Here is a 26,246-nt window from a genome sequence, read left to right on the forward strand (position 1 = left end):
TCATCTGTGCCCGGCCAACTGGAAGCGGTAATCGGGTTTGTGGCGGCGGATCACGTCGGGAGCCTTGCCGCGCAGCAGGCGCGTATGGTCGGGGCCGGTATGCACCGTCAAGGCCCGGAACATGCCCTGAATGTCCGTGGCATCGCAGGGGTCGACGATCGTCATGTTGGGCAGGCCGCGAATGATCGAGAGATCCTCGAGCGCCTGATGGCTGGGGCCGTAGCCCGTCGTCAGGCCCGCCAGGGGCAGCAGATACAGACGGGCAGGTTTTCTGCGGCGATGGCGATGAAGTCACAGGCGCGGCGGCTGGCAAAGACCGCATAGGTCGTGGCAAAGGGCATGAAGCCCCTGCATGCCAGACCGGCAGCGGCGGACATCAGAAGCTGATCGGCCATGCCCATCTTGTGAAACCGCTCGGGCATCGCCCGCGCCGATATGTGCATGTCGGTGTATTTCGCCAGATCCGCCGAAAGGCCCTGGATGCGCGGATCGCGGTGGGCCAGATCGACAAGCGCGTGTCCGCAGGGGGCCGCCACCGTATCGTAACCCTCGGCCGAAATCGAGGCGACCAAGGCCGAGGTCGCCGCGCGTGGCCCCATGCATTAGGCTCGACGCGGATGAAATGTGTGATCTCGCGCGTCTCCAGAAAGGGCAGGCCCTTGCACATCATCGTGTAGCAGATGATCGCGCTGGGCTGGGGGCCCGGATGGTCGCGGGCGGTGTCAAAGGCCGTGCGGATGGCTGCGATGTCGTTGCCGTCGATGCGCAGGACGTGCCGGCCGAAAGCTGCCCATTTGTCGGCCACCCGCTCGGCCGTCAGCATCTGGGTCGAGGGGCCATCGGCCTGTTAATCGTTGAAATCGACCAGGCAGACCAGGTTCGACAACTCCTGCGCCGAGACCGACATCGCGGCCCCCCACGTCGAACCCTTGCCCGGTTCGCCATCGGAACTGGCCCGGCGGATCGATGATCCGAAGCAGGGTGGCAGCCAGGCGGACGTCTACCAGATCAGAACAGTTTGCTCGTTCCCTCGTCGCGGATGCGCACAGGCGATCAGATCGGGCGCAGGTGGTTGCGCCCCTGGCAGCCGAGCATGTGGTGAAATCAGCATGGGGAGATGATTTACCTTCGCCAGTCTGCAGCCAGAATACGGCTCAACGATGTGGATACCGTTGTGAGGGGACGCCGGGCATCGGCAATCTGGTCAGCGGTCCGGGTCGCGTCGCGGCTGGTTGTGGCTCAAAACAATGCCTGCGCGTCAGAGCAATCGCCCGGTCCCATAACCTCGGCGCGAGCAGCCTTTCCGGCGCCGCACATGATCGCCATCGAAACCTATCGCCTTGTGCATTGCGTGAGCCAACCGCTCGGCGGTGCTGGACATGCCAAGAGATCGACGCAAAGATAAGCCGCCTGATCGCCGGTGCTGCCTGGCGCTTTCGCGCGGCAAGTTCACAGCGGCAATGGCGACCGAGGCAAGTCGTTTGTTCCACAGGCGTCGCGAGGTCCGAATGTATGGCTTTGTGCAAACTGCGGTCGCCATGGCTGCGACGGTCATCATGGCCGCGGCCCCAGTGGCCCAAGCCTGCACCCGGGCCGTCTATCTTGGCCCCGAGGGGCGCATCCTGACCGGGCGCAGCATGGACTGGAAAATGCCGATGGTCAGCAATCTCTGGGCTTTTCCGCGGGGCATGGCGCGCGATGGCGCGGCGGGCGAGCGTTCGGCAGAATGGACGGCAAAATACGGCAGCCTGGTGGTATCTGGCTATGACATCGCGACCGCCGACGGCATGAATGAAGCGGGCCTGGTCGTGAACCTGCTGTGGGAAGTCGAGGCGACCTATCCCGAGGATGATGGCGTGACGCCACGCATCTCGCTTTCGGTCTTTCCGCAGTATCTGCTTGACCGCTACGGCACCGTGGCCGAGGCGGTGGCCGACCTGCGCGCCAACCCGGTTCTGGTCCAGGGCGGCGAGGTTCCGGTCGGGCCGCCGGGCAAGGCCGCAACCGTCCATGTCTCGATGTCGGATGCGACCGGGGACAGCGCGATCATCGAATTCGTCGATGGCGAAATGGTGATCTGGCATGACCGCAGCTATCAGGTGATGACCAACGAGCCGACATATGAGCGACAGCTTGCAATCCGCGAATACTGGCAGGGGGTGAACCCGCGCGAGTTCATGCCTGGCACCGTCCGCGCCACCGACCGCTTTGTGCGTGCCAGCTTCTACATAAATGCTGTGGAGCAAAGTGCAGATCCTCGCGTGGCGGCGGCTTCGGTGTTCAGCGTGATCAGGCAGGTCTCCGTCCCCTGGGGCATCAGCATTGCCGATCAGCCGAACCTGTCTACCACCCGTTGGCGCGTCGTGGCGGACCAGCGTGATCGGCGCTATTATGTCGAGTCAGTGACATCGCCCAGCGTCTTCTGGGTCGATCTGGCAAAGCTGGACCTGTCGGAAGGCGCGCCGGTAGTGAAGCTGGATCTGGGGACCGACATGCAGCGCATCCTTGCAGGCGAATCCTCGGCCAGTTTCGAGGCTGCCTCGCCCTTTGTCTTTCAGCCCTCGGACTGATCGTCTTTCTTTGCCCGCCTGCGAGCTGCCGGGTTCCTGGTGGTCTTGAGCCCTTGTCTGGCGGGGCACAAGGCTTGGCGGGGGGCGGTCCCTGACGCCTCGGCCCAGGCGGTCCTTCCACGGGGCGCCAGGGCAAGCCATACAGGAGCATGGTGACCGGCCATGACCGGGCGGATCAGCGATTCATTGCCAGAACGCGGACCCCGCGCCGGACTATCCGAGAGAAGGCGCGCCCCAACCCTACGCCAGAACCTGCCGAGACAGAGCCGAAGCATGCTTCGGATCAGCGCAGGATCGACATGACAGCTGCACATTCTGCCAGCGGCCGGAACGGTGAAGGGCAGGGGGCAAGGTGCCGCAGGCGCGATTTCTCATGCCCGGCGCGTGTTGCGGTCATCGGTTCGGGCACCGATCAGTCGCGCGACATCGGCCAGGGTCAGCAGGGGCGGCGCGGCCGAGGGTGCGGCCAGATAGCGTGGGCGCCAGTCGGGCTGGAACTTGTCCTTGAAGGCGCGCAAACCCTGAAAATTGTAGAAATTCCCGCCGTGTCGATAGATGAGGGCGCCAAACCGATCCCACAGCCGGCGGCTGCGTTCGGGCACAAGCCCCGACAACGGCGCCATCCCCAGCGAAAACGCCCGATAACCCTGCGCCTTCAGCCGCAGCATCAGCTCGGTGAACAGGAACTCCATCGTGGGGGGCGGCGCGGTCGTCAAATGGCGCATCAGGTCGATCGAGGCCATGGCGCGGCTGTCGGTGATCAGCACGTTGGCAAAGGCAACGATGCGACCGTTCTGGCGCACCAGCGCCAATGGCCAACGCCCCAGCCATGCGGCATCGAACCGGCCGACCGAAAATCCCTTCTCGCGTGTCTGCCTGGTTTGCAGCCAGTCATCGGAAATGCTGCGCAATTGCAGGATCAGCGCAGGATCGTGGGGTGGCGCGACGATGTCCAGCGTCAGGCCGTCCCGCAACGCACGGGCATGGGCGGCGCGCAGTCGCTTGCGCCCGGGCCCGTTCAGCGAAAAATCGGCCAGATCAACAACCGCCTCTTCGCCCATCTTGTGCAGGACCATGCCAAGTTCCAGCATCAGGGGCAGGTGTTCGGCCCCGACCTCGTAAAAGACCGGACGCGCGCCGGCGCGCCAGGCCGCGTCGGTAAAGGCTTGGGCGGCCTCGCCCGCGGCATCGGCCGGCCCGACCGGGCCACCATAGGCGATCCAGGATCGACCTGCGACGCCGAACATGACAAACCCGCGACCGTCGTCCGAAAAGATCAGCGCCTTGTCGCCAGTCAGTGCAAGACCCGCGTCCGGATGATCGGTTGCGGCAATGATGTTGCCGGCCTGTGCCAGTTCGGCGGGTTGGGGCAGGCCAAGCCGGTAGCCGGGCGCACGCAGCAGCAGCCACAATGCGGCCAGGCCCACGATCAGGCTTGCCACCAGGCCGGCGCGCAATGCCCGCGGTGCGCGCTCATCCGTGGCGAACTGCCACCACAATTCGTAGGAATAGGGTGTGCCTTTGTAGGCAAAGAACAGCAGAAAGCCGAAGGCGGCGATGGTGGTGGCAACCAGCACGATCCAGCCGGGGCCCAATGCGGCGTGGGTCAGTGTGGTGCGTCGCTGGAACGCCCGCCGGAACGGCATCAGAATCGATGCGGCCAGCGCCAGCGCCCCGGCGCGTTCCCAGTCGGGGCCCTGCACCAGCGACACCGCCATGCCGCCGGCCATCGCCGCGATGCTGAGCCAGAAGGCGCCGTGGCTGCGCCGCACGATGCCGGCGGCGAGCACGATCAGCGCCGCCCCAAGGGCCGAGGACAGCAGCGCCGAACCCTCGACGAAGGCCAGCGGGAACAGGTTCTCGGCGATCTCGGCGGCTTCGGTCATCGGCGGGATCAGCGCCGAAAAGCTCATCCACAAGCCCGAGCCGAACACCATCACCGCCAGCACCAGGGGTGCCAGCGGCGCCACCGCCCCCAGCGCCGGGTCCATGGCCGTCAGGATGCGGCCGAAGCCGCTGGCGGGGCTGCTGAGGCCGACGGCGCGCCAGGCCTCGTAAAGTGCCAGAACGATCAGCGCCAGGACAAAGGGCAGCAGGTAATAGACCAGCCGGAACATCAGCAGCGCCGCCGCGACCTTGTCCACCGGCGTGCCCGCCGGCATGGCGGCGATCACCACCGTCTCGAACACGCCGATGCCGCCTGGCACATGGCTGACGATGCCGGCCATGGTCGCCGCGGCAAAGACGGCCAGGAACGTCAGAAAATCCATGCCGGACGCGGGCAGCAGCAGATAAAGCGTCAGCGATGAAAAGCCGATGTCGCCCAGGCTGAACAGGATCTGCCCGCCCAGCACCGAAAGGCTGGGCGCCTGCAGCGTGAACCGGCCCAGGGTCAGGCTGCGTCCGGAAACGGCGGCCCAGACCAGCGGCAGCGCGATGGCCAGGACGATGGCGATGGCCGCAAGGCGGATGGTCGCGGGCGCAAAGGGCAGCACTGCCGCCAGCGCGCCCGGATGCAGGGCCAATGCCCCCAGCCCCACCACGGTCGCCGCGATCCCGAAGGAAATCGCCGCGAATGTCGAGACCGCCGCGACATCATAGCCGTCGAGCCCCAGCCCGGAATAGATCCGCCAGCGCACCGCCCCGCCCGAAATCGCGGTCAGGCCGATGGTATTGCCAAAGGCATAGGCCATCAGCCCACCGGTCAGCACCACCGGCACCGGCAAGGGCTTGCCGATATGGCGCAGTGCCGACCAGTCATAGCCCGCCAGCGCCAGATAGCCCCCCAGCGTGGCCAGAAAGGCCAGCGCCAGCGTCGTCCAGGGCGTGGCGCGCACCTGCGCCGCGACATCGGCCAGATTCACCGGTGCCAGCAGCCGATAGAGCGCCCACAGCCCCAGCGCAAACAGACCGGCTGCCAGCATATAGGGCAGAACTGCCCGCAGCCGCGGCCATTGCCGGTCCCTGCTGTCCGGCAGCGCATCCTGGGCTTGGTCATGCATCGGGCGCAGTTCCTTGCAGCTGGCACTTGCCTGCTCTTATGCGGTCCAAGGGTGATCGGCAACTGCGCCGATCCGGTCGTGCAACCTGAACGGGCATGTGCCGCAGGCTGGGCGAAAGGGGCCGCGGTCTCGAAATGACCCTTTCATTCTGAAATGGAATCGCCATATAATTTCACATGAAAGGATGATCGCCATGAGTCTTGCGCCTCAAATCCCTCCGAACCCACAGGCCGGCGCGGTGCTGACCAAGGCGGCGTTGCGTGCCGCCCAGCGGCTTGGCCTGTCTGGCCGGCAGCTGGCCGAGATCATCGGCGTGTCCGAGGCCACCGTCTCGCGCTGGAGGCGCGGTGACAGCCTGCTCGAACCGGGCAGCAAGAGCTTTGAAATGGCGGCGCTGCTGGTGCGCTGCTTTCGGTCGCTGGATGCCATTACCGGCGGCGACGAGTTCGTGGCGCGCCGCTGGCTGGTCGAGCCCAATACCGCGCTGGGCGCCCGCCCGGTCGAACGGATGATGCAGGTGCAGGGGCTGGTCGATGTCACCACCTACCTGGACGCCAGACGCGCTGCGGTCTGAGGCGCGGCCCTATGCGGGCCGGGCCTGGCGCATGGTCGAGGCGCAGCACCGGGTCTCGACCCTGAAGCTGGTGGACAGCCTGGCCGAGCAACAGCTGCTCGAGGATATTCTGGAAGCGACCAAGCCGCCGCTGCCGGCCGAATGCCGGGGCCTCGATTACCTGCTGGCGACGCCCTTTCGCTATCGGCCCTATCCGGCGGGGTCGCGGTTTCGCCGCGCCGGTCTGACGCCCGGGGTCTGGTATGGGGCCGAGGCGCCCGAGACGGCGGCGGCCGAGATGGTGTTCTATCGCTTCCTGTTCCATGCCGAAAGTCCGGGCACCCCGTTTCCCGACGATGCGGCGGAATATACCGGCTTTGCGGCGGAACTGTCGGTGCCGCTGGCGCTGGACCTGACGTCGGGGGGGTTGGCGGCGGATCGAGCGGTCTGGATGCATCCGACCGAATACGCCGCCTGCCAGGATCTGGCCGAGACCGCGCGCGGGATCGGGGCAGGGCTGATCCGCTATGCCTCGGTCCGCGATCCGGCGGGGGGCGCGAATCTTGCGGTCCTGACCTGCCGCGCCTTTGCCGCGCCGCAGCCGGTCGAGCGTCAGACCTGGCGCATCCGCATCGGCCCGACCGGCGCGCAGGCGCTGCGCGAGCATCCGCCGCTGGGGCTGGAATATCCCGTCGCCCTTTTTGCCGGCGACCCGCGCCTTGCCGCGCTGACCGGGGAGCAACCCGGCCCGCGCTAGGGCGCGGGCACGCGCGATGGGCAGGTCAGGCGGCCGCCGCCACCGCCTGACGGTCCTGGCGCAGCGCCGCCTGCAGCGCTGCAAAGATGCCAAAGCGGTGGTCGTGGATGCGGCCGGCGGCGGCGTCGGGCGCATAGGTCGCACCCGGATGCGACATGCCGGCCATGGCCGCGCCCATGTCGGCGAAATGGCCCGCCGCCACCGCGCCCAGGATGGCCGCGCCCAGCAGCACCGGCTCATCGGCGCTGCTGGCCAGAACCGGCTTGCCGGTGCCGTCCGCCAGCAATTGCCGCACCAGGTCCATCTGGCCTGCCCCGCCGGAAATCACGATACGCGCGATCGAGGCGCCGGCCCGATCCTGTGCCTCGATGATCTGGCGCAGGCCATAGGCGATGCCGCACAGCCCCGCCACATACAGCGCCACCAGACTGTCCGCATCGCGCTGCATCCCCAGCCCGGCGACGATGGCGCGGGCGTGGGGATCGGCAAAGGGCGCACGATTGCCCAGAAATTCGGGCACCACATGCAGCCCGTCGGCCAGCGCCACGGTATCGGACAGGCGCGGCACCGCCGCAGCCGCCCGTGCCGCCAGCCAGGCCGGCAGCGACTGCCCGGCCGCGCGGGCGGCGGCCGCTGCCTCGGCCGCGGCGGGGTGAAAGGCCAGCAGCTGTTCGATGGCGGCGCCGGCAGCGGACTGCCCGCCCTCGTTCAGCCACATGCCCGGCACCATGGCCTGAAAATAGGGGCCCCAGACCCCGGGAACAAAGACCGGATCGCGGGTCGTGGTCATCGTGCAGGAGGATGTGCCGAAAACATAGGCCATGTTGCGTTCCGCGCTCCCGGCCATGCCCACGGTGCCGATGCCGCCGGCATGGGCGTCGATCAGCCCCGCCCCCACCGGGATGCCGGCTTGCAGACCCAGATCGGCCGCGGCCCCGGCCGACAGTCCGGCCCCCAGCGCCGTCCCCGGCGCGACGATGCGCTGGCCGATGCGGGCAAAGCCCTGATCGGCCAGGTCGCCCAGGCCGATGCTGCGGAAATAGTCGGGATCCCAGCGATCTTCATGCGCCAGATAGGTCCACTTGCAGGTCACGGTGCAGCTTGACCGCGCCAGATCGCCGGTCGCGCGCCAGCCGAGGTAATCGGCCAGGTCCATGAATTGCCAGGCCCGGTCATAGCTCTGGGGCAGGTTCTCGCGCAGCCACAGCAGCTTGGGTGTTTCCATTTCCGGCGAAATGACATTGCCGACATAGCGCAGCACACCATGGCCCTGGGCGTTGATGCGTTCGGCCTGGGCGACGGCGCGGTGATCCATCCAGACGATGATGTTGCGCGCAGGATCGCCCGAGCGGCTGACGCTGAGCGGCTGGCCGTCCGGACCCAGCACCACCAGCGAACAGGTGGCGTCAAAGCCGATGCCCGCGACATCGGTCGCGGCGACACCGGCGCAGTCCAGCGCCTCGCGCGTGGCGGCGCAGACGGCCGACCAGATGTCGTCGCTGGACTGTTCGGCGATGTCGGGCCCCTCGCGCCACATCCTGATGTCGCGCCGGGCCGCGGCCAGCATCCGGCCCGCGGCATCGAACAGGCCCGCGCGGGCGCTGCCGGTGCCCACGTCGATGCCCAGAAAGATCGGATCGCTCATTCCCGCCCCCTGCTAGAGATCGACGCTGTTGGGCAGGATCACCAGATCGCGGATCACCACGCCGCGCGGCCGCGTCAGCATGAACATCACCGCCTCGGCCACCTCGGTGGGCTGCATCAGCGACCCGTTGGCCAGGGCTTCCTCCATCTTGGCCTTGGGCCAATCGTCCAGCAGGGCGGTGACCACCGGTCCGGGCAGGACCGCGCCCATGCGGATGCCATGCGGCGCCACCTGCCGCCGGGTCGCGTGCAGGAACGCCTGTACCGCGAATTTCGAGGCGGTATAGACCGGCTCCCACACCACGGGCACAACGCCCGCCACCGACGAGGTGAAGATCACGTCGCCGGTCTTGCGTTCGATCATGCCGGGCAGCACCGCCCGGACGCTGCGAAAGGCGGCGTTGACGTTCAGGTTCAGCATGCGGTCCCAGGCATCCGGGTCGCCCTCGGCCGCCGGGCCGCCGACATAGGCGCCGGCATTGGCGTGCAGAATGTCGATCGGCCCGACCATCTCGGCGACGCGCGCGGCGATCGCATCGACCTGCGGCCCGTCCAGCAGATCGACCACCAGCGGATGCGCGTTCGGGCCGATCTCGGCGCACAGTTCCTCAAGCCGCCCTGCGGCGCGGTCGATCAGCACCACCTGCGCCCCGGCCCGGGCCATCGCCCGCGCGCATTCCAGCCCGATGCCCGATGCCGCGCCGGTGACCGCCGCGACCTTGCCGGTCAGTTCCATTGCCATGTCCTTGTCCTTTCTATGCGCGGCCGTGGCTTGCCCCGACTGGCGCGCCAGCGAATCCACGATCACCGCCACCGCCAGCACCGCGCCCGTGATCATGTAGCGCAGCGACGAGCTGAGGTTCAGCAGCGTCAGCCCGTTCGAGATTGCCTGGATCACGATCACCCCCAGCAGCGCCGACCAGGCCGAGCCGCGCCCCCCGAAGAGCGAGGTTCCCCCGATCACCGCCGCCGCGATCGCGTTCAGGTTCACATCCCCCGTGCCCGCCTGCTGGCTCGAGGAAGCCAGCCGCGATGCCGCCAGCATGCCGCCAAAGGCCGCCAGCGTCGAACACAGCATGAAGGCCGAAATGCGGATGCGATGCACATTGATGCCCGAACGACGCGCCGCCTCGCGGTTGCCGCCGACGGCAAACATCGCCCGGCCCCATTTCGTGCGCGTCAGCGCATAGTTCATCGCCACCACCAGCGCCACGAACAGCCCGAACATCCACGGAATCCCGCGGCCCTGGTTCAGGTAATGGGCCGCCGCCAGCAGCAGCAGCGTCAGGAGGCCCGCCTTGGCCAGCAGCACCGACATGCCGCCGGGGTTGGACAGGTTGACCGCGGCGCGCCGCCGCATCCGGTCGATGCCCAGCCACAACATCACCGCCCCGGGCGCAACTGCCAGCAGATAGCTGAGCCAGGCGGGCATGACGTGGATCTGGCCGAAACGGACCAGGAACGACGAATAGGGCAGGTTGATCGACCCGGTCGAGCCCAGCAGATACAGCTGCAACCCCAGCATCGCCAACAGCCCCGCCAGCGTAGAGACAAAGCTGGGCATGCCGAAACGGTTCAGCAGCGTCGCATAGACCAGCCCCATGAAGGCGCCGGTGCCCAGAGCCACCAGGATCGCCACGGGCGCGGGCAGGCCCATCTTGACCCACATCACCCCCAGGATGGCCGAGGCCAGCCCGCTCATCGAGCCGACGGACAGGTCGATCTCGCCCAGGATCAGCACGCAGACGATGCCCAGCGAGATGCAGCCCACGGCGGCGGCATCGAACAGCAGGTTGGCCAGGTTGTTCGGGGCGACAAACACCGGGTTCAGCGACCAGAACACGGTCGCGATCAGCACTAGGCCGACGATCACCGGCAACATGCCCAGATCGCCCGAGCGCACGCGGTCGACAAAGGCCCGGATCGCGCCGGGAATACCTTCGTCATGGCGGACGCGGCTGTCGGATCGGTCCAGCGCGGTGGGTTGGTTCGGATCGCTCATGTCCGGTCTCCTGCAGGTTCCAGCTTGCGGGCCTGGCGGCGCGACACCGCGTTCTCGGTCGCCCCGGTGATGGCGGCGATCAGGTCGGAATTGGAATCTTCGGCGGTAAAGACGCCATTGTTGCGCCCCAGGCGCAGCACCACGATGCGGTCGGCGACGGCGCGCACGTCCTCCATGTTGTGCGAAATCAGGATCACCCCCAGGCCGCGGTCGCGCAGCCGCTCGATCAGGTTCAGCACCTCGGCGGTCTGGGCGACCCCCAGGGCGGCGGTGGGTTCGTCAAGCATCACGATGCGCGGATCGGTCAGCAGCGAACGGGCGATGGCGACGGTCTGGCGTTGCCCACCCGACAGCGAGGCGATGGGTTCGCGCACCGAGGGGATGCGGGCCGACAGTTCGCGCAGCAGCGTCCAGGCCTTGACCTCCATCTGCACCTCGTCAAGCGCCCAGGGCGACAGTTCCTGACCAAGGAACAGGTTGGCTACCACATCGAGATTCTCGCACAGCGCCAGATCCTGGAATACGGTCGCAATGCCCAGTTCGATGGCGCGGCCGGGACTGTCCATCGTCACCGGCTGGCCCATGAATTCGATGCTGCCGCTGGTGGGCTGATGCACCCCCGCCAGCACCTTGATCAGCGTGGACTTGCCGGCGCCGTTGTCGCCGACCAGGGCCACAACCTCGCCCGCGTGCACGTCCAGTTCGATGTCCTGCAGCGCCTGCACCGCCCCGAACTGCTTGGATACCCCGCGCAGCCGCAGGATCGGCTGGGCGGCATTCTGGCTATCGACCATCGCTTGCCTCCGTCGCAAGGAACCGCACGCGCCTTGCGGCGCGTGCGGCGGGGGGGTTACTGGATGATGCCCAGCTCGCGGCAGGCGTCGGCATAATCGGCGGTGCAGACTTCTTCCGCAGTCTGGATGCCCTTGTCGAAAATCTCGGCCTTGATGTTCTCGCGGGTGACGACGGCAGGCACGAACAGCTCGGACGGGGTGTTGTAAAGCGTGGTCTTGGCCTCGGGCGTCTCGCCCTTGAGGAATTTCACCGTGACATCGGCCGCGGCGCGGGCCACGATTTCCGACGGCTTCGAGATCGTATTGTATTGATCGCCCGCAATGATCAGTTGCAGCGCGGCGATGGTGGCGTCGTTGCCGGTCACCGGCGGCAGCGGGTTCACGCCCGCGGCCTTCAGCGCCGCGATCGCGCCGCCGGCGGTGCCGTCATTGGCGGCGACGATGCCCTTGATCTCGGCGCCGAAGCGGTTGATCTGGCCGGCGGTGAATTCCTGCGCCTTGGGCGGCGCCCAGTCGGGCGTGTCGTATTCGGCCAGGGTCTTGTATTCCGAGGCATCCAGCGCCGCATCGACGCCGTCCCGGATCAGACCCGCCGCCGCATCCGTGGGCGAACCGTTGATCTGCAGCACGCCCGAACCCGCCGGCACGCCTTGCGCCTTGAGGTGATCGATCAGCGATTGCGCGATCGCCTGGCCGATGCCCTTGTTGTCGAAGGACACGTAATAATCCGCCGGCACATCCGGGATCGGGCGGTCATAGGCGATGACCTTGACCCCTTGCGACTGCGCGATCTGCACCAGCCCGGCTGCGGCCGAGGAATCGACCGGGTCCAGCACCACGATCTTGGCGCCCTGGGCGATCACCGAATTGAACTGTTGCTGTTGCAGCGACACATCCGCATTGGCGTTCTGATAGATCACCGTGCAATCGGCACAAAGCTCGGCCATCGCCGCCTTGAAGCCGGGGAAGTCGTGCTGTTCGTAGCGCGTCGATGCCTGGTCGGGCATCAGGAAGGCCACGGTCGCGGCCTCTTGCGCCATGGCCGCGCCTGCCAGCAGCGTGGTCAGGGCCAGGGGTGCCGCTGCCAGCGGGAATCTGGATGTCATCTGTGTTCTCCTCCATCGCCGGGCACAGCTGGGCCCGGGCCACTGCGCCGGGGCCGTGGCCGGCAAGCCGGACCCCGATCATGACTGCCAAGGCGCGTTCCTCCCGGATAGCGCCATCGATGCAGCATCAATGCTCAATCGATGTAGCAATGTTGTTGCAGCTTTGCTTCCATGTCAAGATACTGTCATGGCCGGTCAGGCTGCGTCCTCATCACTTGCCGGAGTCCCATGGCCGAGATCAGCGAAAACCCGGGCAGGCGCCCAACCATCTACGATATCGCGCAAATCGCCGGGGCCAGCCCCAGCGCCGTCAGCGCGATCCTGAACGGCACCTGGAAAAAGCGTCGGATCAGCGCCGCCCTGGCCGAGCGTGTCGGCCGAATCGCCCGGGAGCAGGGCTATGCCGTCAACCTGCAGGCCAGCCTGCTGCGCCGCGACCGCTCGCGCATCATCGGCATGATCATTCCGAAATACGACAACCGCTATTTCGGCGCCATTGCCGAAGGCTTCGAGATTCGCGCGCGGCAGCGCGGATTGTTTCCTGTCATCACCTGCACCCAGCGCGACCCGGCGCTGGAAGTCGAGGCGGCACGCGAGATGATGTCCTATCAGGCGGAATGCCTGATCGCCACCGGCGCCACCGACCCTGACCGAATCGCCGAGGTCTGCGCGCAATCGGGGGTGCGCACCATCAATCTGGACCTGCCCGGGCAGATGATGCCTTCGGTGGTTTCCGACAATTTCGGCGGGGCGCGCGATCTGGCGGCGCGGATCCTGGACCGGGTGCAGCAGGATTTCGGGCGGGCGGCGCCGCTGCATTTCATCGGCGGACGGGCGCAGGATCACAACACCCGCGAACGTTTGCGCGGGTTTCTGGCGGCGCATGCCGAACGCGGGCTGGCGGTGCCCGAGTCGCAGCGCATCATGCACGGCTATTCCGCCACCAGGACCGAGGCAGCGCTTGCCGGCCTGGCTCTTGCCGATGGCAGCGGGGTATTCGTCAATTCCACCATCGCGCTCGAAGGCTTCATCCGCTGGCTTTACGGGCCGGGGGGACGGCCTGATCTGCGTTTCGGCTGCTTCGACTGGGATCCCTTTGCCGGTTTCCTGCCGCAGAATGTCGGCATGATGCGGCAGGATGTCGAAACCATGCTGGCACGGGTATTCGAGCTGGTGGACCGTCCGCCCGATGTGGTCAGGCGCATGGACATTCCCTGCATCTTCACGCCCGCGCTGCCCGCGCAGGATTGCTGAGGCCACGCGCCGCGCAAGGTCCGGCCAAGGTGCGGTCTTTCTGTGGCAATCCGTTTTGCCAGGCCAGCGCGGCGACAAATTATCAGGCCGCCGCGAGGTTGCGGCGACCCGGAATGACCGGATCTGGTCCCGTTCAGGCCGGAACCGGTTCGGGGGCAGGCGCGCGGATCCCCGCCTTGGCCAGGATCGGCAGGACGTTGTCGCGGAAATAGGGGAACTCTTCGGCATAATCGACAAACGACAGCGTCGTGCCGTTGAACCCGGCCGCGTGCAGCGCCAGCAGGCCTTCGGCCACCTGTTCGGGCGTGCCGACCAGCGGATATCCGCCATGTCCCGCCGCCATGCGGTCGCGGATCAATGCCAGCAGATCATGCGGAAAGGAATGCGCATGGGCAAATTGCAGCCGGACAAGGTTGTCGACCGCTTCCCAGTCGGCGTTGGTCTTGCCGGTATGTTCCAGATAATCGCGCGCTTCTTTTTCCGTTGGCCGGCAGACCACATGCGAAAAGGTCATCACCCCGACCTTGCGCCCGACGTTGCTGCCCATCGCCTTCAGCTCGGCGATTTCATCCCTGGACCTGCCCAGATCTATGGCGGGCGTGAACAGGAAGTTGGCGTTCTGCACCGCGAAACCGCGGCCCTGAGCAGAGCCGGCCGCATTCAGGATGGGAATTTCCGCAGCAGGCCGCGGGTCGCCCAGCACGTTGCGCAGCTTGAAATATTTCCCGTCCCAATCGAAGGCCTCGGTTCGGGTCCAGAGCGCCTTGACGATGTCGAACCATTCCTGCGCGTAACCGTAGCGGGTCTCATGATCGTCCGGCAGGGTCAGTCCAAGGGCGTCGTATTCGGGCTTGTTCCAGCCTGCGACGATGTTCAGGCCGGCGCGACCATTCCCGATCTGGTCCAGCGTGGCGAGTTGCTTGGCCACCACGACCGGATGATTGGCCACCGTGTGGATGGTCGAGAACACGGTCAGGTTGCGTGTCTGGGCCAGAAGCCCGGCGGCCCAGGTCATGGTTTCCAGGACGCTGCCATGAAAATTGGTTTCGCCACCATAGCCGATCCAGCGGGCAATCGGCAGCATGAAGTCGATACCGGCGGCATCCAGCATCTTTGCCAGTCGCAGGTTGTTCGCGAAGGAGTTGTTCCAGCGTTCCGGAACCTTGGTCACGGTCATGCCGCCCGAGCAGTTGGTGGCAAAAGTTCCCAGCAGGAAAGTGTCACGGTCCAGCAGTCGTTCTGCAGCGTTCATCGGGGTTCCCTGTCGAATTTGTAATTGAAGTTATAATAAATAATCTATCATAAAATCGACATGGACGCAAGCGCAGCATCCGGGCATATTCCTGTGCAAGGACAAGATGATGAGCGATCCCGACCAGAGCGAAAAAAGGAATCAGCCGCAGGCGCTTGATCGCAGCTGGCATCTGGCTGCCAGCCGGTCCGAGCAGAAAGTGGCCGATCTGGAATATGCGCTGATGCGCTGTCATGAGGCCTTTGGCCGCTGGCAGACGGAATGTCTGGCCGCTGTGGGCGATTTCAACCACAGCGGGCCTGAAAACGCGCTGCTGCACATCATCCGCATGAATGATCGCCCAAAGACCATTCATGATCTGGCCCATATGGCAAATCGCAACGACATTCCCAATATCCAGTACAGCCTGCGCAAGCTGATCGCCGCCGGGCTGGTCGCGCGCAGCGGCTCGGGCCGCGCGGGGGTCATCTATCAGGTGACCGAGCTGGGGCGTTCCGTCACCGACCGCTATGCGAGGATTCGCGCCGAGCTTCTGGTGGCGGGGGTCGATGGCGTGCCTGGGCTGATGGATCGTCTTGCCGATGCTGCCCGCTGTCTGGAATTGCTGACCGGCATCTATGAACAGGCGGCACGCAATGCTGCCAGCCTGCGGCGCAGGCCCGGCCATGTCGCGCCCGGCGGTGACGGGGGGTCATGAAACTTTCCTTTGCCTTATGCGTCCGCAGGGCGCATAAGGGGGCCGCGACGTTGATTCCTTCTGCATCCTGTCTCCTTCCCGGCTTCAGTCTGCTTCCGAACTGACCGAGCCGGGTCGCTGCATTCCGCGAGCGACATTCCATCCAGGAGACATCACATGGCCAATGGCACCGTGAAATGGTTCAACGCCACCAAAGGCTTCGGCTTCATCGCCCCGGAAAACGGCGGCAAGGACGTGTTCGTCCACATCTCGGCTCTCGAGCGTGCCGGCATCCGTCAACTGAATGACGGCCAGCCCGTGACCTTTGAAATCGAAACCGGCCGCGATGGCCGTCAGTCGGCGCGCGACCTGGCTCTGGCCTGATCGCCTGTTGGCGGCGCGGCCAGCCGTTCGCGCGGCCGCGCGCATGAACATCCGCGGCAACCCGGCCTGACGGTCGGGCTGCCCGATAGACGCAGGGGTCAGCCCCAGCGCATTTCCCCGGTGGCGACCTTGCTGCCAATGTCCAGCGCCACCCCCATCTCAAGCTGCGGATAGCGCGCCAGCATCGCTGCCCGCAGCGCCGCGGCGTCACTGGCGCGGGCAAGTTCTTCCTCGAATGCGCGCAGATAGTTCCGGGTATGATCGATCGCGGCCAGACCGGTGGCGGCATCGCGCGTCATGTGCCCGGGAATCACCACCTGCGGTTGGCGCGCCGCGATCCGGTCCAGATTGTCGATCCAGGCCGCCCGGCTTTCGGCACTGGGTGTATCGGCGGTCCAGACATGCACTCCCGAAAAGATCATCACCCCGCCCAGCACCGCCTGCAGATCCGGCGACCAGATATAGCGCCGGTTTGGCAGACCGGTGGCGGCGACGATTTCCAGTGGCCGGCCGTCGACCAGCAGCGCCGGCCCGTCGAACGGCTGCGGCATCACGATGTCGTCCAGGGTCTGTGGGCCATTGTCCTGCAGTTGCGGACCCCAGGTTTCCAGCTTCTTGACCACATTGGCCTGGATCGCGGCGATGGTCTCGCTGGCGGCCAGGACCTGGGCCTCGGGGAAGGTCTGCTGAATCGGCTTCAGGCTGAAATAATAGTCGGGGTCGGACTGGCTGACATAGATGGTGGTCAGCTTCCGGCCGCTGGCCCGGATCGCATCGGCCAGCGCCCGGCCATCGCCATAGGTGAAGCCGGCATCGATCAACACCGCCTCGGTCGGGCCGCTGACCAGAACCGGCGCGCGGAAGAAACCATTGGCGCCGGCGGGAAAATGGGTCCAGTTCAGCTCTGGCGTGCTTGCACGGGCGGCGGCACCTAGTGCGGTTGCGGCCCCCAGCGCCAGCGAGGCGCCCATCAGATCGCGGCGGGTCATCATCATCTTCTCCTGTTGCGAAAGGCGGGGCGGCAAACCGGCCCCGATTGCGTCATGGCGTCCAGATAGGCCTTGGCGAATGATCGATAAATCCGGCATGATGCGACACACTGTTTGATGTTGGCAAACAATCATGGGGGCTGACGTGGGGCCGGTGAACCTGAACCGTCTGGCTTATTTCGTCGCCGTGGCCGAAACCGGCTCCTTTACCCGCGCCGCCCAGCGTCTGGGGATCGGCAAGGCGGTGGTCAGCCAGCAGGTCAGCCGGCTCGAGGACGAATTGCGCGTGACGCTGCTGTTGCGCAGCACCCGCAAGGTGCAGCTGACCGAGGCCGGCCGCGCCCTGCAGACGCGCTGCGCGGCGATCTTTGCCGAAGCCGGCAGCGCGATCGAGGAAATCGCCCGCCTCAAGGCCGAGCCGCAGGGCTTCTTGCGGGTTGCTGCCTCGGACGATTACGGCAGCCATCGCGTGGCGGCGGTGGCGGCGCGGTTCTGCCGCACCCATCCCGCCTGCAGGGTGGAACTGCTGCTGTCGGATCGGCAAAGCGATCTGATCGGGGATCAGGTCGATGTGGCCATCCGCGTCGGCTGGCTCGAGGATTCCAGCCATCAGGCGCGGCGGATCGGCGGTTTCCGGCAGCTGGCAGTGCTGGCGCCGGATCTTTCCGCCGATGTGATGGTGCCCGCCGATCTGGCGGGTCTGCCCTTCATCGCCAATGCGGCGTTGAAGGAACCGCTGCACTGGCGCTTTCAGCGCGCCGACGGTGCGGTGGCGGCGGTGCGGCTGACGCCGGTGATGACCACCAATTCGACGCCGGCGGCGCTGGCCGCGGCGCTCGCCGGCGGCGGGCTGACGGTGCTGCCCGATTTCCTGGTGGCCGACGACCTGGCCCGGGGCCGGCTGCGGCAGGTGCTGCCCGACTGGCATCTGCCGGCCGGCGGTGTCTTTGCCGTCTATCCGGCGGCGCGCTATCGCGCGCCCAAGGTGACGGCCTTTGTCGACATGCTGGCCGCCGCCCATCGCACACTGGGCGGCGGCCGATGATGTCGGGGCTGCTGTCCGCGCTCAGAAATCCATGCGCACGCCCAGCGTCACCGTGCGCCCCGGCGCATAAAGCGGGTCGATCTGCCGGCTGCCGCGCTGGCGCTGGACATAGCTTGAACGCTCGTAATAGGCGCGGTCGAACAGGTTATCGACACCCAGGTGCACGGCGATGTTGTCATAGGACGCCGGCCGCCATTCGCCATACAGGTTGACCACCGTATAGCTGGTGTGATCGGCAAACCCGGCCGCTGTCATTTCCGGGCTGGACAGCTTGCCCGCCCATTCGACGGTGCCGCCGAACTTCAGGTTGTGCTGCGGGATTTCCTGATCGAGATACAGCGTCGCGATCTCGCCCACAGGCACGGCAGCGCCACCTGCGGGCAGCACCTCGACCCCGTCCTGGGTGACCTTGGCCTTGGTGAAGCTGCCGCCGATGCGGCCGCTGCCCCAGCTGTAGGCACCCTGCAGCGTGAACCCGCGCGAGCGGTATTCGGCCTCGTTGCCCAGATAGGGGGCAGCGCCTTCGGGGAACTGGAACTCGCCCATGTCCTTCAGACGGGTATCGAACAGCGTCAAGTTGCCGGTCCAGTTCGCCTGATCGACGTTGAGCCCCAGTTTCAGGTTCCGGGCCGACGATGGTTCGTAATCGCTGGCGACGTAAAGATCGGAGCCGCGTGCATGCAGCAAGGCATATTCGCCGAAGGTATAGCCCAGCCAGGTATGCGAGGCGCCGGCGAAAACCTCGTAGCCCTCGGCGAACTCATAGGACAGGGTGCCGTTCACGCTGGCGCCGGTATCGGCATGGCGGCCGCCGTTGAAATCGGTGTAGCGGTGGTGATCCAGGCGCAGGCCGGTGGACAGGTCGATGCCGTTGTCGAATTCGAAACGCCCCTGCACAAAGGCGCCGACCTGCATGGTCTGCATGGTCCAGTAACGCACATCGGTGTCGCCGTAATTGTCGACATCGTAATCATCATAGGCCCAGTCCACCCCGGCGGTAATGCGGCCCTGACCCAGGGTATAGGTGTTTTGCAGCTTGCCGCCGATGGTGCGATTCTTCAGGTTCATGTCGCCATTGACCGCGCCGACCAGATAGTTCGGACGCTCATAGCGATTGTCGCTGACAAAGATCATCGCTTCGGGATCCCAGGCGTCGCTGGGGGCGGTCGAACTGTATTTCAGCGTCAGCGTGTCGCGGGTGATCTGCAGCGGATAGACGGCGCGGTCGATGCCCGGACCCGACAGGTCCATGTTCATCTTGATCGTGCGGTCGCCGTCGTCACGGCTGCGATCATAGGAAAGCTCCAGGCGGTGGGCGTCGAATTCGTAACCCAGCTTGACCAGGCCGCCCAGCACCGACGGGGCGGTGCCGTCCATCTTCAATCCGTTGCCGGCCTTGTAATCCTTGCCATCGGTGGCATGCAGCATGGCGAACCAGTCGAAACCGCCATAAAGTCCGTAACCGGCCAGCGATGCCGACAACCCGCGCCCGTTCGAGCCATAGGACAGGGCGGCACGACCGCCCTGATTGCGGCCTTCGCTCAACAGATCGCGGGCGCCTACGGTTTCATAACGCACGGCCCCCGCGGCCGCGCCGAAGCCGGCATCTGCAGCGGCTGCGCCGGCCTCGACCTCGACCGATTTCAGAAAGGCAGGGTCAACCACATTCGATCCGGTGTGATGCCAGCTGGTCGGCCCCTGCGGCACGCCATCCACGCTAACGGCGAGGTTCGACTGCTCGAGGCCAAAGACATGGATGCGCTTGGCCGAGGCCGCGCCGCCGGAAACCGTCACGGCCGAGCTGCGGGCAAAAAGCTCCGACACATCGGCCGGTTGGAGCGCCTCGAGATCCTCGGCGGTGATGCTGACGCCGCCGGTGGCTTCGACGTTTTCCTGGCCTTGGGCAATCAGGGTGATCGGGTTCAGGACCACGGCCTTGTCTTGACCCTGCACTGTCGCCTGCTGCGCCAGCAATGCTGTCGAGAGCGCAAGCAGGGACACGCCCGCAAGCGGGATAATATATTGATATCGCATTGTTATTACCTTGAGGTCGGTGATTGCCGGCCTATCTAGAAAATGCCGTTGCCGATTCACAAGTGTTTTAATCAGGAATAACGGCAATAGATGACAATTTTTATATGATATGTGGCCGATGGGCCGCACCTGTTATCGATGCGGAACAGGTTCCGGCCCGCATCGCGGGGCTGGCGCAACCGGGGGCAAAAGGTCTAAGGCGGGACGATACCCATTCCGGAAAGCGCAAGATGACCATTCACCTTTATCGCAACGATCTGCCGGACGATCTGGACCTTGGCCCGGTGGTGGCCATCGATACCGAAACCATGGGCCTGGACCCGCGCCGCGACCGGCTGTGCCTGGTGCAGATGTCGTCGGGCGACGGCCATGCCCATCTGGTGCAGATCGCGCGCGGCCAGCGCCAGGCACCCAATCTGACGCGGATGCTGGCCGATCCCAAGGTGCTGAAGCTGTTCCATTTCGGCCGCTTCGACATCGCCGCGCTCGAGGCCTGTTTCGGCGTCGTCACCCGCCCCGTCTGGTGCACCAAGATCGCGTCGAAGATGGTGCGGACCTTCACCGACCGGCATGGGCTGAAATATCTTCTGGCCGAACTGGTCGGCGTCGATATTTCCAAGCAGCAGCAGACCAGCGACTGGGGCGCCGAGGAGCTGACCGAGGCGCAGCTGGAATATGCCGCCTCGGACGTGCTGCATCTGCATCAGCTGAAGGCCGAACTGGAACGTCGGCTGGAGCGCGAGGGCCGGCTGGGCCTGGCGCAGGCCTGTTTCGACTTCCTTCCCGCCCGCGCCCACCTGGACCTGCTGGGGTGGGGGGATGAAAACGACATCTTCCATCACTAGATAGCCCGCCATGAGCGCATATCTCGATACAGCCGTGCGAGTCATCCGCACCGAAGCCGAAGGGCTGAACCGCCTTGCCGACACGCTGGGCGACAGCTTCGACCGGGCGGTGGCCCTGATCCTGTCCGCCCGTGGCCGGGTCATCGTCTCGGGCATGGGCAAATCCGGCCATGTCGGGCGCAAGATCGCGGCCACGCTGGCCTCGACCGGCACGCCGGCGCAATTCGTCCACCCGGCCGAGGCCAGCCACGGCGACCTGGGCATGGTGACACAGGGCGATGTGGCGCTGGTGCTGTCGAACTCCGGCGAAACCCCCGAACTGGCCGATCTGATCGCGCATACCCGCCGGTTCCAGATCCCGCTGATCGGGGTGGCCAGCCGGCCCGGCTCTACCCTGCTGCGGCAGGCGGATGTGGCGCTGGACCTGCCCGCCGCGGCCGAGGCCTGCGGCACCGGAATCGTGCCCACGACATCAACCACCATGACCATGGCGCTGGGCGATGCCCTGGCCGTGGCGCTGATGGAACATCGCAAGTTCACCCCCGACCATTTCCGCACCTTTCACCCCGGCGGCAAGCTGGGCGCGCGGCTGTCGCGCGTCGGCGACATGATGCATCAGGACATGCCGCTGGTGCCGGAAACCGCGCCCATGGCCGAGGCGCTGCTGACCATCAGCCAGAAAAGCTTTGGCGTGACCGGGGTGGTCGACGCCCAGGGCCGGCTGGTCGGCATCATCACCGATGGCGACCTGCGCCGCCATATGCAGGGGCTGCTGGATCACGCCGCGGCCGAGGTGATGACCCGCAATCCCCGCACCATCGCCGCCGATCAGCTGGCCGAGGCCGCGCTGGCCGAGATGCAGTCCCGCCGCATCACCAGCCTGTTCGTTGTCGATGACGAGGGCCGGCCGCAGGGGCTGATCCACATTCACGACTTCCTGCGCAGCGGCATGGTCTAGGCGATGACACGTTCGCGCATCGTGGCCTGGCTGCGCGTGATCCTGCCGCTGTCGGCGCTGGCACTGTTGTCGGTGCTGTTTCTGCTGGGCCGCAGCCCGAACCCCGAGGCCGCCATCCCCTATGCCGATGTCGATCCGCGCGATCTGGCAGAACGCCAGGCGATGACCCGGCCCAGCTATGCCGGCGTCACCACCGACGGCGCGCAATTGTCGATCACCGCGACCGAGGCCCGCCCCGGTCAGGGCGCGGGCGGTGCCAGCGCCGACCGGGTGCATGTGACGCTGCGGGCCGCCGATGGCCGCGCCGCCGATGTCAGCGCCGGTCAGGCCCGGATGCAGGGGGATATTGTCGAGCTGGACCAAGGGGTGCGCATGACCACGGCCGACGGCTGGGTGCTGACCGGTCCGCGGTTTCAGGCCTCGACCAGCCAGGGCAGCGTGGTGGCCCCAGACCGGGTGGACGTGCGCGCGCCCTTCGGCGATCTGACCGCCGGTCGGGCGGAACTGCGTCCGCAGGGACAGGGCCGCGGCGATCATGTGCTTGATTTGAGCGGCGGCGTGCGGTTGATATACCAGCCATGACCGGCCGGCGAGCCTTAGCCGCACGGGCATGTCCCTCTGATGTCAGAAAGGAAATCGCATGACCCGGTCCGGCCTGTTTGCGCCCGCATTGCTGACGCTGATGCTGCTGGCGGGTGCCGCAGCCGGCCAGACGAGCGGCTTCGGCTCGGCCCAGGATACCCGCCAGCCCGTCGAGGTCACGGCCGACAATCTCAGCGTCGATCAACGCACCGGCAAGGCGGTGTTCAGCGGCAATGTGCTGATCGGGCAGGGCCAGATGCGTCTGGCCGCCGATCGCGTGACCGTGACCTATGCCCAGGGCAGCCAGCAACGCATCAGTGCCCTGCGCGCCGAAGGTAACGTCACCCTGTCCAGCGGTCAGGACGCGGCCGAGGCCAGGACTGCCGACTACGATGTCGAATCAGGGAATGTGGTGCTGACCGGCGACGTGCTGCTGACCCAGGGCGGCAATGTCCTGGCCGGCGACAAGGTCACCGTGAACCTTGCCACAGGCACCGCGACCGCCGCCGGTCGCGTGCGCAGCGTGCTGCAACCGGGGAACTGAGATGAGCCAGGAACTCGGGCTGCGGGTCAGCGGCCTGCGCAAATCCTATCGCAACCGCCCGGTGATCCGCGATGTCGCCATGCGGCTGGACCGGGGCGAGGTGGTGGCGCTGCTGGGGCCCAATGGCTCGGGCAAGACCACCTGCTTTTACTGCGTCGCCGGTCTGGTCGTGCCCGATTCGGGCCAGGTCAGCATCGACGGACAGGATGCGACCGCGCTGCCGATGTATCGCCGCGCACAGATGGGCATCGGCTATCTGCCGCAGGAGATGTCGATCTTTCGCGGGTTGACGGTCGAGCAGAACATCATGGCGGTGCTGGAACTGGCCTGCCCGCAGCCGCATCACCGCCGCGAGCGGCTCGAGGAGCTGCTGGGCGATTTTTCCATCGGCCATCTGCGCAAGGCCTCGGCCATGGCGCTGTCGGGGGGCGAAAGGCGCCGGGTCGAGATCGCGCGCTGTCTGGCCGCCGATCCCGCCTATCTGCTTCTGGACGAACCCTTTGCCGGGGTAGATCCCATCGCCGTGGGCGAGATTCGCACCCTGGTTCACGACCTGAAAAGCCGCGGCATCGGCGTGCTGATCACCGACCACAACGTGCGCGAAACGCTCGAGATCGTGGACCGCGCCTATATCCTGCACGACGGCCATGTGCTGAAATCCGGTACCACCGCCGAAATCGTCGCCGACCCGCAGGTGCGGCGCGTCTATCTGGGCGAAGGTTTCCGGATGGACTAGCCCGCGCGGCACACTGACTTCGCTGCGAGCAGCCGTTGACAGACTGCGGGCACTGTCACCAAATGGATGGATGGGGCGGCAAGACCGTCGCCCCTGACAAACCCGGCCGGCGCCTGCGCAAGGTGCCGCGACGACGCCGGGCAACCGAAAGGACGGATAACCATGCGCTACCAGATCAGCGGAAAACAGATCGACGTCGGCGAGGCTCTTTCCACACATGTCAAGACGGAACTGGGTGAAACCATCGGCAAGTATTCCCAGCGACCCACCGATGCCACGGTGATTTTTTCCCGCAATGCGCATGAATTCATCTGCGATGCCGTGGTGCATCTTTCCACTGGTCTCAATGTGCAGGCCAAGGGCGCCTCGACCGAAATCTACGCCGCATTCGAGCAGTGCCGCGAGCGCATGGACAAGCAGTTGCGCCGCTACAAGCGCCGGCTGAAGGACCATCACAAGGACCGGGTCGAGCCGGTTGCCTTTGAACAGGCCGGCATGTATGTCCTGGCGGCCGACGAGGATGAATGGGAAACGCAGGACGACGGCCTGCAACCCATGATCATCGCCGAGATGGAAACCCGCGTGCCGACCCTTTCCGTAGGCGAGGCCGTGATGCAGATGGAATTGGCCGGCAGCCCGCTGCTGGTGTTCCGCAACGAGAAACACGGGGGTGTGAATGTCGTTCACCGCCGCGAGGACGGCAACGTCGGCTGGATCGACCCCCGCAATCTGGCCTAGGTCTCCGCAGGGACGACCTGGCTGAACCTGAAAATCCCGGCCGCCTCGCCGCGGCCGGGATCAGAACAATTTGGGCGCCATGCAAATCAGCGATATTCTTTCCCCCGCCGCAGTCCGGACGATGAGCCAGACCACCAGCAAGAAACGTCTGTTTCAGGAAATCGCGGAACAGGCGCGGGCGGTTTACGGTGTGGATGCCGTGCAGACCCTGGATGCCCTGCAGGAGCGCGAGACGCTGGGTCCGACCGGAGTCGGCCATGGCGTGGCGTTGCCCCACGCGCGGCTGCACGGCCTGGATCGGGTGGTCGGTCTGTTCCTGCGGCTTGAGAAACCGCTGGATTTCGATGCGGTGGACCGTCAGCCGGTCGATCTGATATTTGCGCTGCTGGCGCCCAAGAATTCCGGTGTCGATCATCTGAAGGCGCTGGCGCTGGTGTCACGCACGTTGCGCGACCCGGATCTGCGCAGCAAGCTGCGGGCCAATGACGATCCGGTGGCGCTGCACGCGATGCTGGCCGCTGCCCCCGGTATCAAGGCGGCCTGATTGTCGCAGCCCCCTTTCGGGGGATGAAATCTGCATGCCGTTGCGCTATCCTGCCCGCAGGAGGACATGACCATGACCAGGCATCTTGCAGATCACGGCCATGCTGTGGCCAACGGTCGGGTGCGGAATTTTACCCGTCACGAACGCGAATCCGGCCTGCATCCCGCCGTGGCGACGCTGCATCGTCGACCGCACGGCCGCGATGAGGACGTGAACCGGCGCACCGCCGAATACCTGCGCATTGCGCGCGGCCACAGCGCCTGACCACGGCGCGCGGCACCGCGGCTTGCACGAAAAGGCCCGGCAGGGAATGCCGGGCCTTGTTCATGGTGTCGGCAGGTGACGCTCAGGCGTGCACCAGCTTTTCGTAATCCTCGGCGATCTTGCGGGTCATCGGGCCCACCTGGAAATGCCAATCCTCGCCGATCTGGGCCACGGGCGTGACCTCGGCCGCCGTGCCGGTCAGGAAGCATTCCTGGAAATCCGCGACCTCTTCGGGCAGGATGTGGCGTTCATGCACGGGCACGCCCTGTTGCTTCAGCATCGCGATGATCGTCTGCCGGGTGATGCCGTTCAGGAAGGCATCGGCCAGGGGTGTGTGAACTTCGCCATCCTTGATGAAGAACACATTGGCGCCGGTCGCCTCGGCGACATAGCCGCGATAGTCCATGAACAGAGCATCCGAACAGCCCTTGGCCTCGGCCGCATGTTTGGACATGGTGCAGATCATGTAAAGCCCGGCGGCCTTGGCGGCAGTGGGGATGGTTTCGGGGCTGGGACGCTTCCACTTGGCGATGTCCAGCTTGGCCCCCTGCCATTTCGCATCGCCATAATAGCTGCCCCATTCCCAGGCGGCGATGGCCATGCGCACCGGGTTGCGCCGTGCCGAAACGCCCATGTCCTCGCCCGAGCCGCGCCACATGACAGCGCGCAGATAGGCATCCTTGAAGCCGTTGGCATCCAGAACCTGCTGCTTGGCGGCGTCGATTTCCTCGGCCGTATAGGGGGATGCCATGTCCAGCAGCCGCGCCGATTCGATCAGCCGCAGCGAATGTTCGTGCCCCTTGAAGATCTTGCCGCTATAGCAGCGCTCGCCCTCGAACACCGAACTGGCATAATGCAGCGCATGGGTCAGGATGTGCACATTGGCCTGGCGCCAGTCCACCAGCTTGCCATCCATCCAGATTTTGCCGTCACGATCGTCATATGCGCCTGCCATTTCACCCTCCGGCCGGTC

Annotated in this window: 26 protein-coding genes and 2 pseudogenes; 15 read left to right on the plus strand and 13 right to left on the minus strand. The window is 66.0% G+C overall.

Annotated features, from left to right (window positions below; translation table 11 throughout):
- The 3 genes and pseudogenes from GB880_RS05370 to GB880_RS15855 all read right to left on the minus strand — a co-directional run.
- Positions 1 to 258, minus strand: coding sequence for a hypothetical protein (locus GB880_RS05370; RefSeq protein WP_327077758.1), 258 nt, complete (start codon positions 256 to 258; stop codon positions 1 to 3).
- Positions 231 to 599: a hypothetical protein gene (locus tag GB880_RS05375; RefSeq protein ID WP_253033939.1), complete on the minus strand. Its 369-nt coding sequence runs from the start codon at positions 597 to 599 to the stop codon at positions 231 to 233. The genes GB880_RS05370 and GB880_RS05375 overlap by 28 nt, the downstream gene beginning before the upstream one ends.
- An 83-nt stretch (positions 600 to 682) precedes the next feature.
- Positions 683 to 823 (minus strand): annotated as a pseudogene (locus GB880_RS15855) (transketolase); the annotation flags it as partial.
- Between the two features lie 685 nt (positions 824 to 1,508).
- Between GB880_RS15855 and GB880_RS05380 the strand changes: the two are divergent.
- Positions 1,509 to 2,570: a linear amide C-N hydrolase gene (locus tag GB880_RS05380; protein WP_154493286.1), complete on the plus strand. Its 1,062-nt coding sequence runs from the start codon at positions 1,509 to 1,511 to the stop codon at positions 2,568 to 2,570.
- Positions 2,571 to 2,941: 371 nt separating this feature from the next.
- Here GB880_RS05380 and mprF read toward each other — a convergent pair whose 3' ends face one another.
- Positions 2,942 to 5,572, minus strand: a complete 2,631-nt coding sequence (mprF, locus tag GB880_RS05385) for a bifunctional lysylphosphatidylglycerol flippase/synthetase MprF (protein WP_154493288.1) — start codon at positions 5,570 to 5,572, stop codon at positions 2,942 to 2,944.
- Positions 5,573 to 5,765: 193 nt separating this feature from the next.
- On the opposite strand from mprF, the gene GB880_RS05390 reads away from it, so the two are divergent.
- Positions 5,766 to 6,146: an antitoxin Xre/MbcA/ParS toxin-binding domain-containing protein gene (locus tag GB880_RS05390; protein WP_154493290.1), complete on the plus strand. Its 381-nt coding sequence runs from the start codon at positions 5,766 to 5,768 to the stop codon at positions 6,144 to 6,146.
- Entirely contained in the window at positions 6,106 to 6,882 is a 777-nt protein-coding gene (locus GB880_RS05395; protein WP_263467340.1) for an RES family NAD+ phosphorylase, read from the plus strand. The genes GB880_RS05390 and GB880_RS05395 overlap by 41 nt, the downstream gene beginning before the upstream one ends.
- A 25-nt stretch (positions 6,883 to 6,907) precedes the next feature.
- Here GB880_RS05395 and GB880_RS05400 read toward each other — a convergent pair whose 3' ends face one another.
- The 5 genes and pseudogenes from GB880_RS05400 to GB880_RS05420 form a co-directional block, all read right to left on the minus strand.
- Positions 6,908 to 8,527, minus strand: a complete 1,620-nt coding sequence (locus tag GB880_RS05400; RefSeq protein ID WP_263467341.1) for an FGGY-family carbohydrate kinase — start codon at positions 8,525 to 8,527, stop codon at positions 6,908 to 6,910.
- A 12-nt stretch (positions 8,528 to 8,539) separates the two neighbouring features.
- Positions 8,540 to 9,268, minus strand: a complete 729-nt coding sequence (locus GB880_RS05405; RefSeq protein ID WP_154492270.1) for an SDR family oxidoreductase — start codon at positions 9,266 to 9,268, stop codon at positions 8,540 to 8,542.
- Between the two features lie 13 nt (positions 9,269 to 9,281).
- Positions 9,282 to 10,528 (minus strand): annotated as a pseudogene (locus GB880_RS05410) (sugar ABC transporter permease).
- On the minus strand, positions 10,525 to 11,322 hold the full coding sequence (locus GB880_RS05415; RefSeq protein ID WP_154492200.1) for an ATP-binding cassette domain-containing protein: 798 nt from the start codon (positions 11,320 to 11,322) through the stop codon (positions 10,525 to 10,527). Before GB880_RS05415 ends, GB880_RS05410 begins: the two are co-directional and overlap by 4 nt.
- A gap of 56 nt (positions 11,323 to 11,378) precedes the next feature.
- Positions 11,379 to 12,428 (minus strand): ABC transporter substrate-binding protein, encoded by a 1,050-nt coding sequence (locus tag GB880_RS05420; RefSeq protein WP_154492202.1) that lies wholly within the window; start codon positions 12,426 to 12,428, stop codon positions 11,379 to 11,381.
- A gap of 228 nt (positions 12,429 to 12,656) precedes the next feature.
- On the opposite strand from GB880_RS05420, the gene GB880_RS05425 reads away from it, so the two are divergent.
- Positions 12,657 to 13,682: a LacI family DNA-binding transcriptional regulator gene (locus GB880_RS05425; RefSeq protein ID WP_154492204.1), complete on the plus strand. Its 1,026-nt coding sequence runs from the start codon at positions 12,657 to 12,659 to the stop codon at positions 13,680 to 13,682.
- Positions 13,683 to 13,815: 133 nt separating this feature from the next.
- Here GB880_RS05425 and GB880_RS05430 read toward each other — a convergent pair whose 3' ends face one another.
- Positions 13,816 to 14,934, minus strand: a complete 1,119-nt coding sequence (locus GB880_RS05430; protein WP_154492206.1) for an LLM class flavin-dependent oxidoreductase — start codon at positions 14,932 to 14,934, stop codon at positions 13,816 to 13,818.
- A gap of 109 nt (positions 14,935 to 15,043) precedes the next feature.
- Here GB880_RS05430 and GB880_RS05435 point away from each other — a divergent pair, with 109 nt between their 5' ends.
- Both GB880_RS05435 and GB880_RS05440 read left to right on the plus strand, forming a co-directional pair.
- Positions 15,044 to 15,631, plus strand: coding sequence for a winged helix DNA-binding protein (locus GB880_RS05435; protein WP_154492208.1), 588 nt, complete (start codon positions 15,044 to 15,046; stop codon positions 15,629 to 15,631).
- A 156-nt stretch (positions 15,632 to 15,787) separates the two neighbouring features.
- Positions 15,788 to 15,994 carry a cold-shock protein gene (locus tag GB880_RS05440; RefSeq protein WP_154492210.1) on the plus strand — a complete coding sequence of 69 codons (207 nt, stop codon included), beginning with the start codon at positions 15,788 to 15,790 and terminating at the stop codon, positions 15,992 to 15,994.
- Between the two features lie 98 nt (positions 15,995 to 16,092).
- Here the strand turns inward: GB880_RS05440 and GB880_RS05445 are convergent, their stop codons facing one another.
- Positions 16,093 to 16,989, minus strand: coding sequence for an MBL fold metallo-hydrolase (locus GB880_RS05445; RefSeq protein WP_229774320.1), 897 nt, complete (start codon positions 16,987 to 16,989; stop codon positions 16,093 to 16,095).
- 127 nt (positions 16,990 to 17,116) lie between these two features.
- Here GB880_RS05445 and GB880_RS05450 point away from each other — a divergent pair, with 127 nt between their 5' ends.
- Positions 17,117 to 18,028, plus strand: a complete 912-nt coding sequence (locus GB880_RS05450) for a LysR family transcriptional regulator (RefSeq protein ID WP_154550553.1) — start codon at positions 17,117 to 17,119, stop codon at positions 18,026 to 18,028.
- Positions 18,029 to 18,049: 21 nt separating this feature from the next.
- On the opposite strand, the gene GB880_RS05455 is transcribed toward GB880_RS05450, so the two are convergent.
- Positions 18,050 to 20,062, minus strand: coding sequence for a TonB-dependent receptor domain-containing protein (locus tag GB880_RS05455; protein ID WP_154492212.1), 2,013 nt, complete (start codon positions 20,060 to 20,062; stop codon positions 18,050 to 18,052).
- A gap of 230 nt (positions 20,063 to 20,292) precedes the next feature.
- Here GB880_RS05455 and GB880_RS05460 point away from each other — a divergent pair, with 230 nt between their 5' ends.
- The 8 genes from GB880_RS05460 to GB880_RS05495 all read left to right on the plus strand — a co-directional run bounded on the left by GB880_RS05460 (position 20,293) and on the right by GB880_RS05495 (position 25,273).
- Entirely contained in the window at positions 20,293 to 20,907 is a 615-nt protein-coding gene (locus GB880_RS05460; protein WP_154492214.1) for a ribonuclease D, read from the plus strand.
- A 10-nt stretch (positions 20,908 to 20,917) separates the two neighbouring features.
- Positions 20,918 to 21,865 (plus strand): KpsF/GutQ family sugar-phosphate isomerase, encoded by a 948-nt coding sequence (locus tag GB880_RS05465; protein WP_154492216.1) that lies wholly within the window; start codon positions 20,918 to 20,920, stop codon positions 21,863 to 21,865.
- A gap of 3 nt (positions 21,866 to 21,868) precedes the next feature.
- The gene (locus GB880_RS05470; protein WP_154492218.1) at positions 21,869 to 22,447 is read left to right on the plus strand and encodes a hypothetical protein; all 579 of its coding nucleotides are present in this window, start codon (positions 21,869 to 21,871) and stop codon (positions 22,445 to 22,447) included.
- Between the two features lie 58 nt (positions 22,448 to 22,505).
- A complete protein-coding gene (gene lptA / locus GB880_RS05475) occupies positions 22,506 to 22,991 on the plus strand; it encodes a lipopolysaccharide transport periplasmic protein LptA (protein ID WP_154492220.1) in 486 nt (161 codons plus the stop codon).
- A gap of 1 nt (position 22,992) precedes the next feature.
- Complete coding sequence (lptB, locus tag GB880_RS05480; RefSeq protein ID WP_154492222.1) at positions 22,993 to 23,727, plus strand: LPS export ABC transporter ATP-binding protein; 735 nt, start codon at positions 22,993 to 22,995, stop codon at positions 23,725 to 23,727.
- Positions 23,728 to 23,889: 162 nt separating this feature from the next.
- Positions 23,890 to 24,465, plus strand: a complete 576-nt coding sequence (gene hpf / locus GB880_RS05485) for a ribosome hibernation-promoting factor, HPF/YfiA family (protein WP_154492224.1) — start codon at positions 23,890 to 23,892, stop codon at positions 24,463 to 24,465.
- 79 nt (positions 24,466 to 24,544) lie between these two features.
- Positions 24,545 to 25,009 (plus strand): PTS sugar transporter subunit IIA, encoded by a 465-nt coding sequence (locus GB880_RS05490; RefSeq protein ID WP_154492226.1) that lies wholly within the window; start codon positions 24,545 to 24,547, stop codon positions 25,007 to 25,009.
- Between the two features lie 66 nt (positions 25,010 to 25,075).
- Positions 25,076 to 25,273, plus strand: coding sequence for a hypothetical protein (locus GB880_RS05495; RefSeq protein WP_229774321.1), 198 nt, complete (start codon positions 25,076 to 25,078; stop codon positions 25,271 to 25,273).
- An 82-nt stretch (positions 25,274 to 25,355) separates the two neighbouring features.
- Here GB880_RS05495 and GB880_RS05500 read toward each other — a convergent pair whose 3' ends face one another.
- Positions 25,356 to 26,228, minus strand: coding sequence for a branched-chain amino acid aminotransferase (locus tag GB880_RS05500; protein ID WP_154492230.1), 873 nt, complete (start codon positions 26,226 to 26,228; stop codon positions 25,356 to 25,358).
- Positions 26,229 to 26,246: the final 18 nt, after the last annotated feature.

The organism is Paracoccus sp. SMMA_5_TC (genome assembly GCF_009696685.2).
GTDB lineage: Bacteria > Pseudomonadota > Alphaproteobacteria > Rhodobacterales > Rhodobacteraceae > Paracoccus.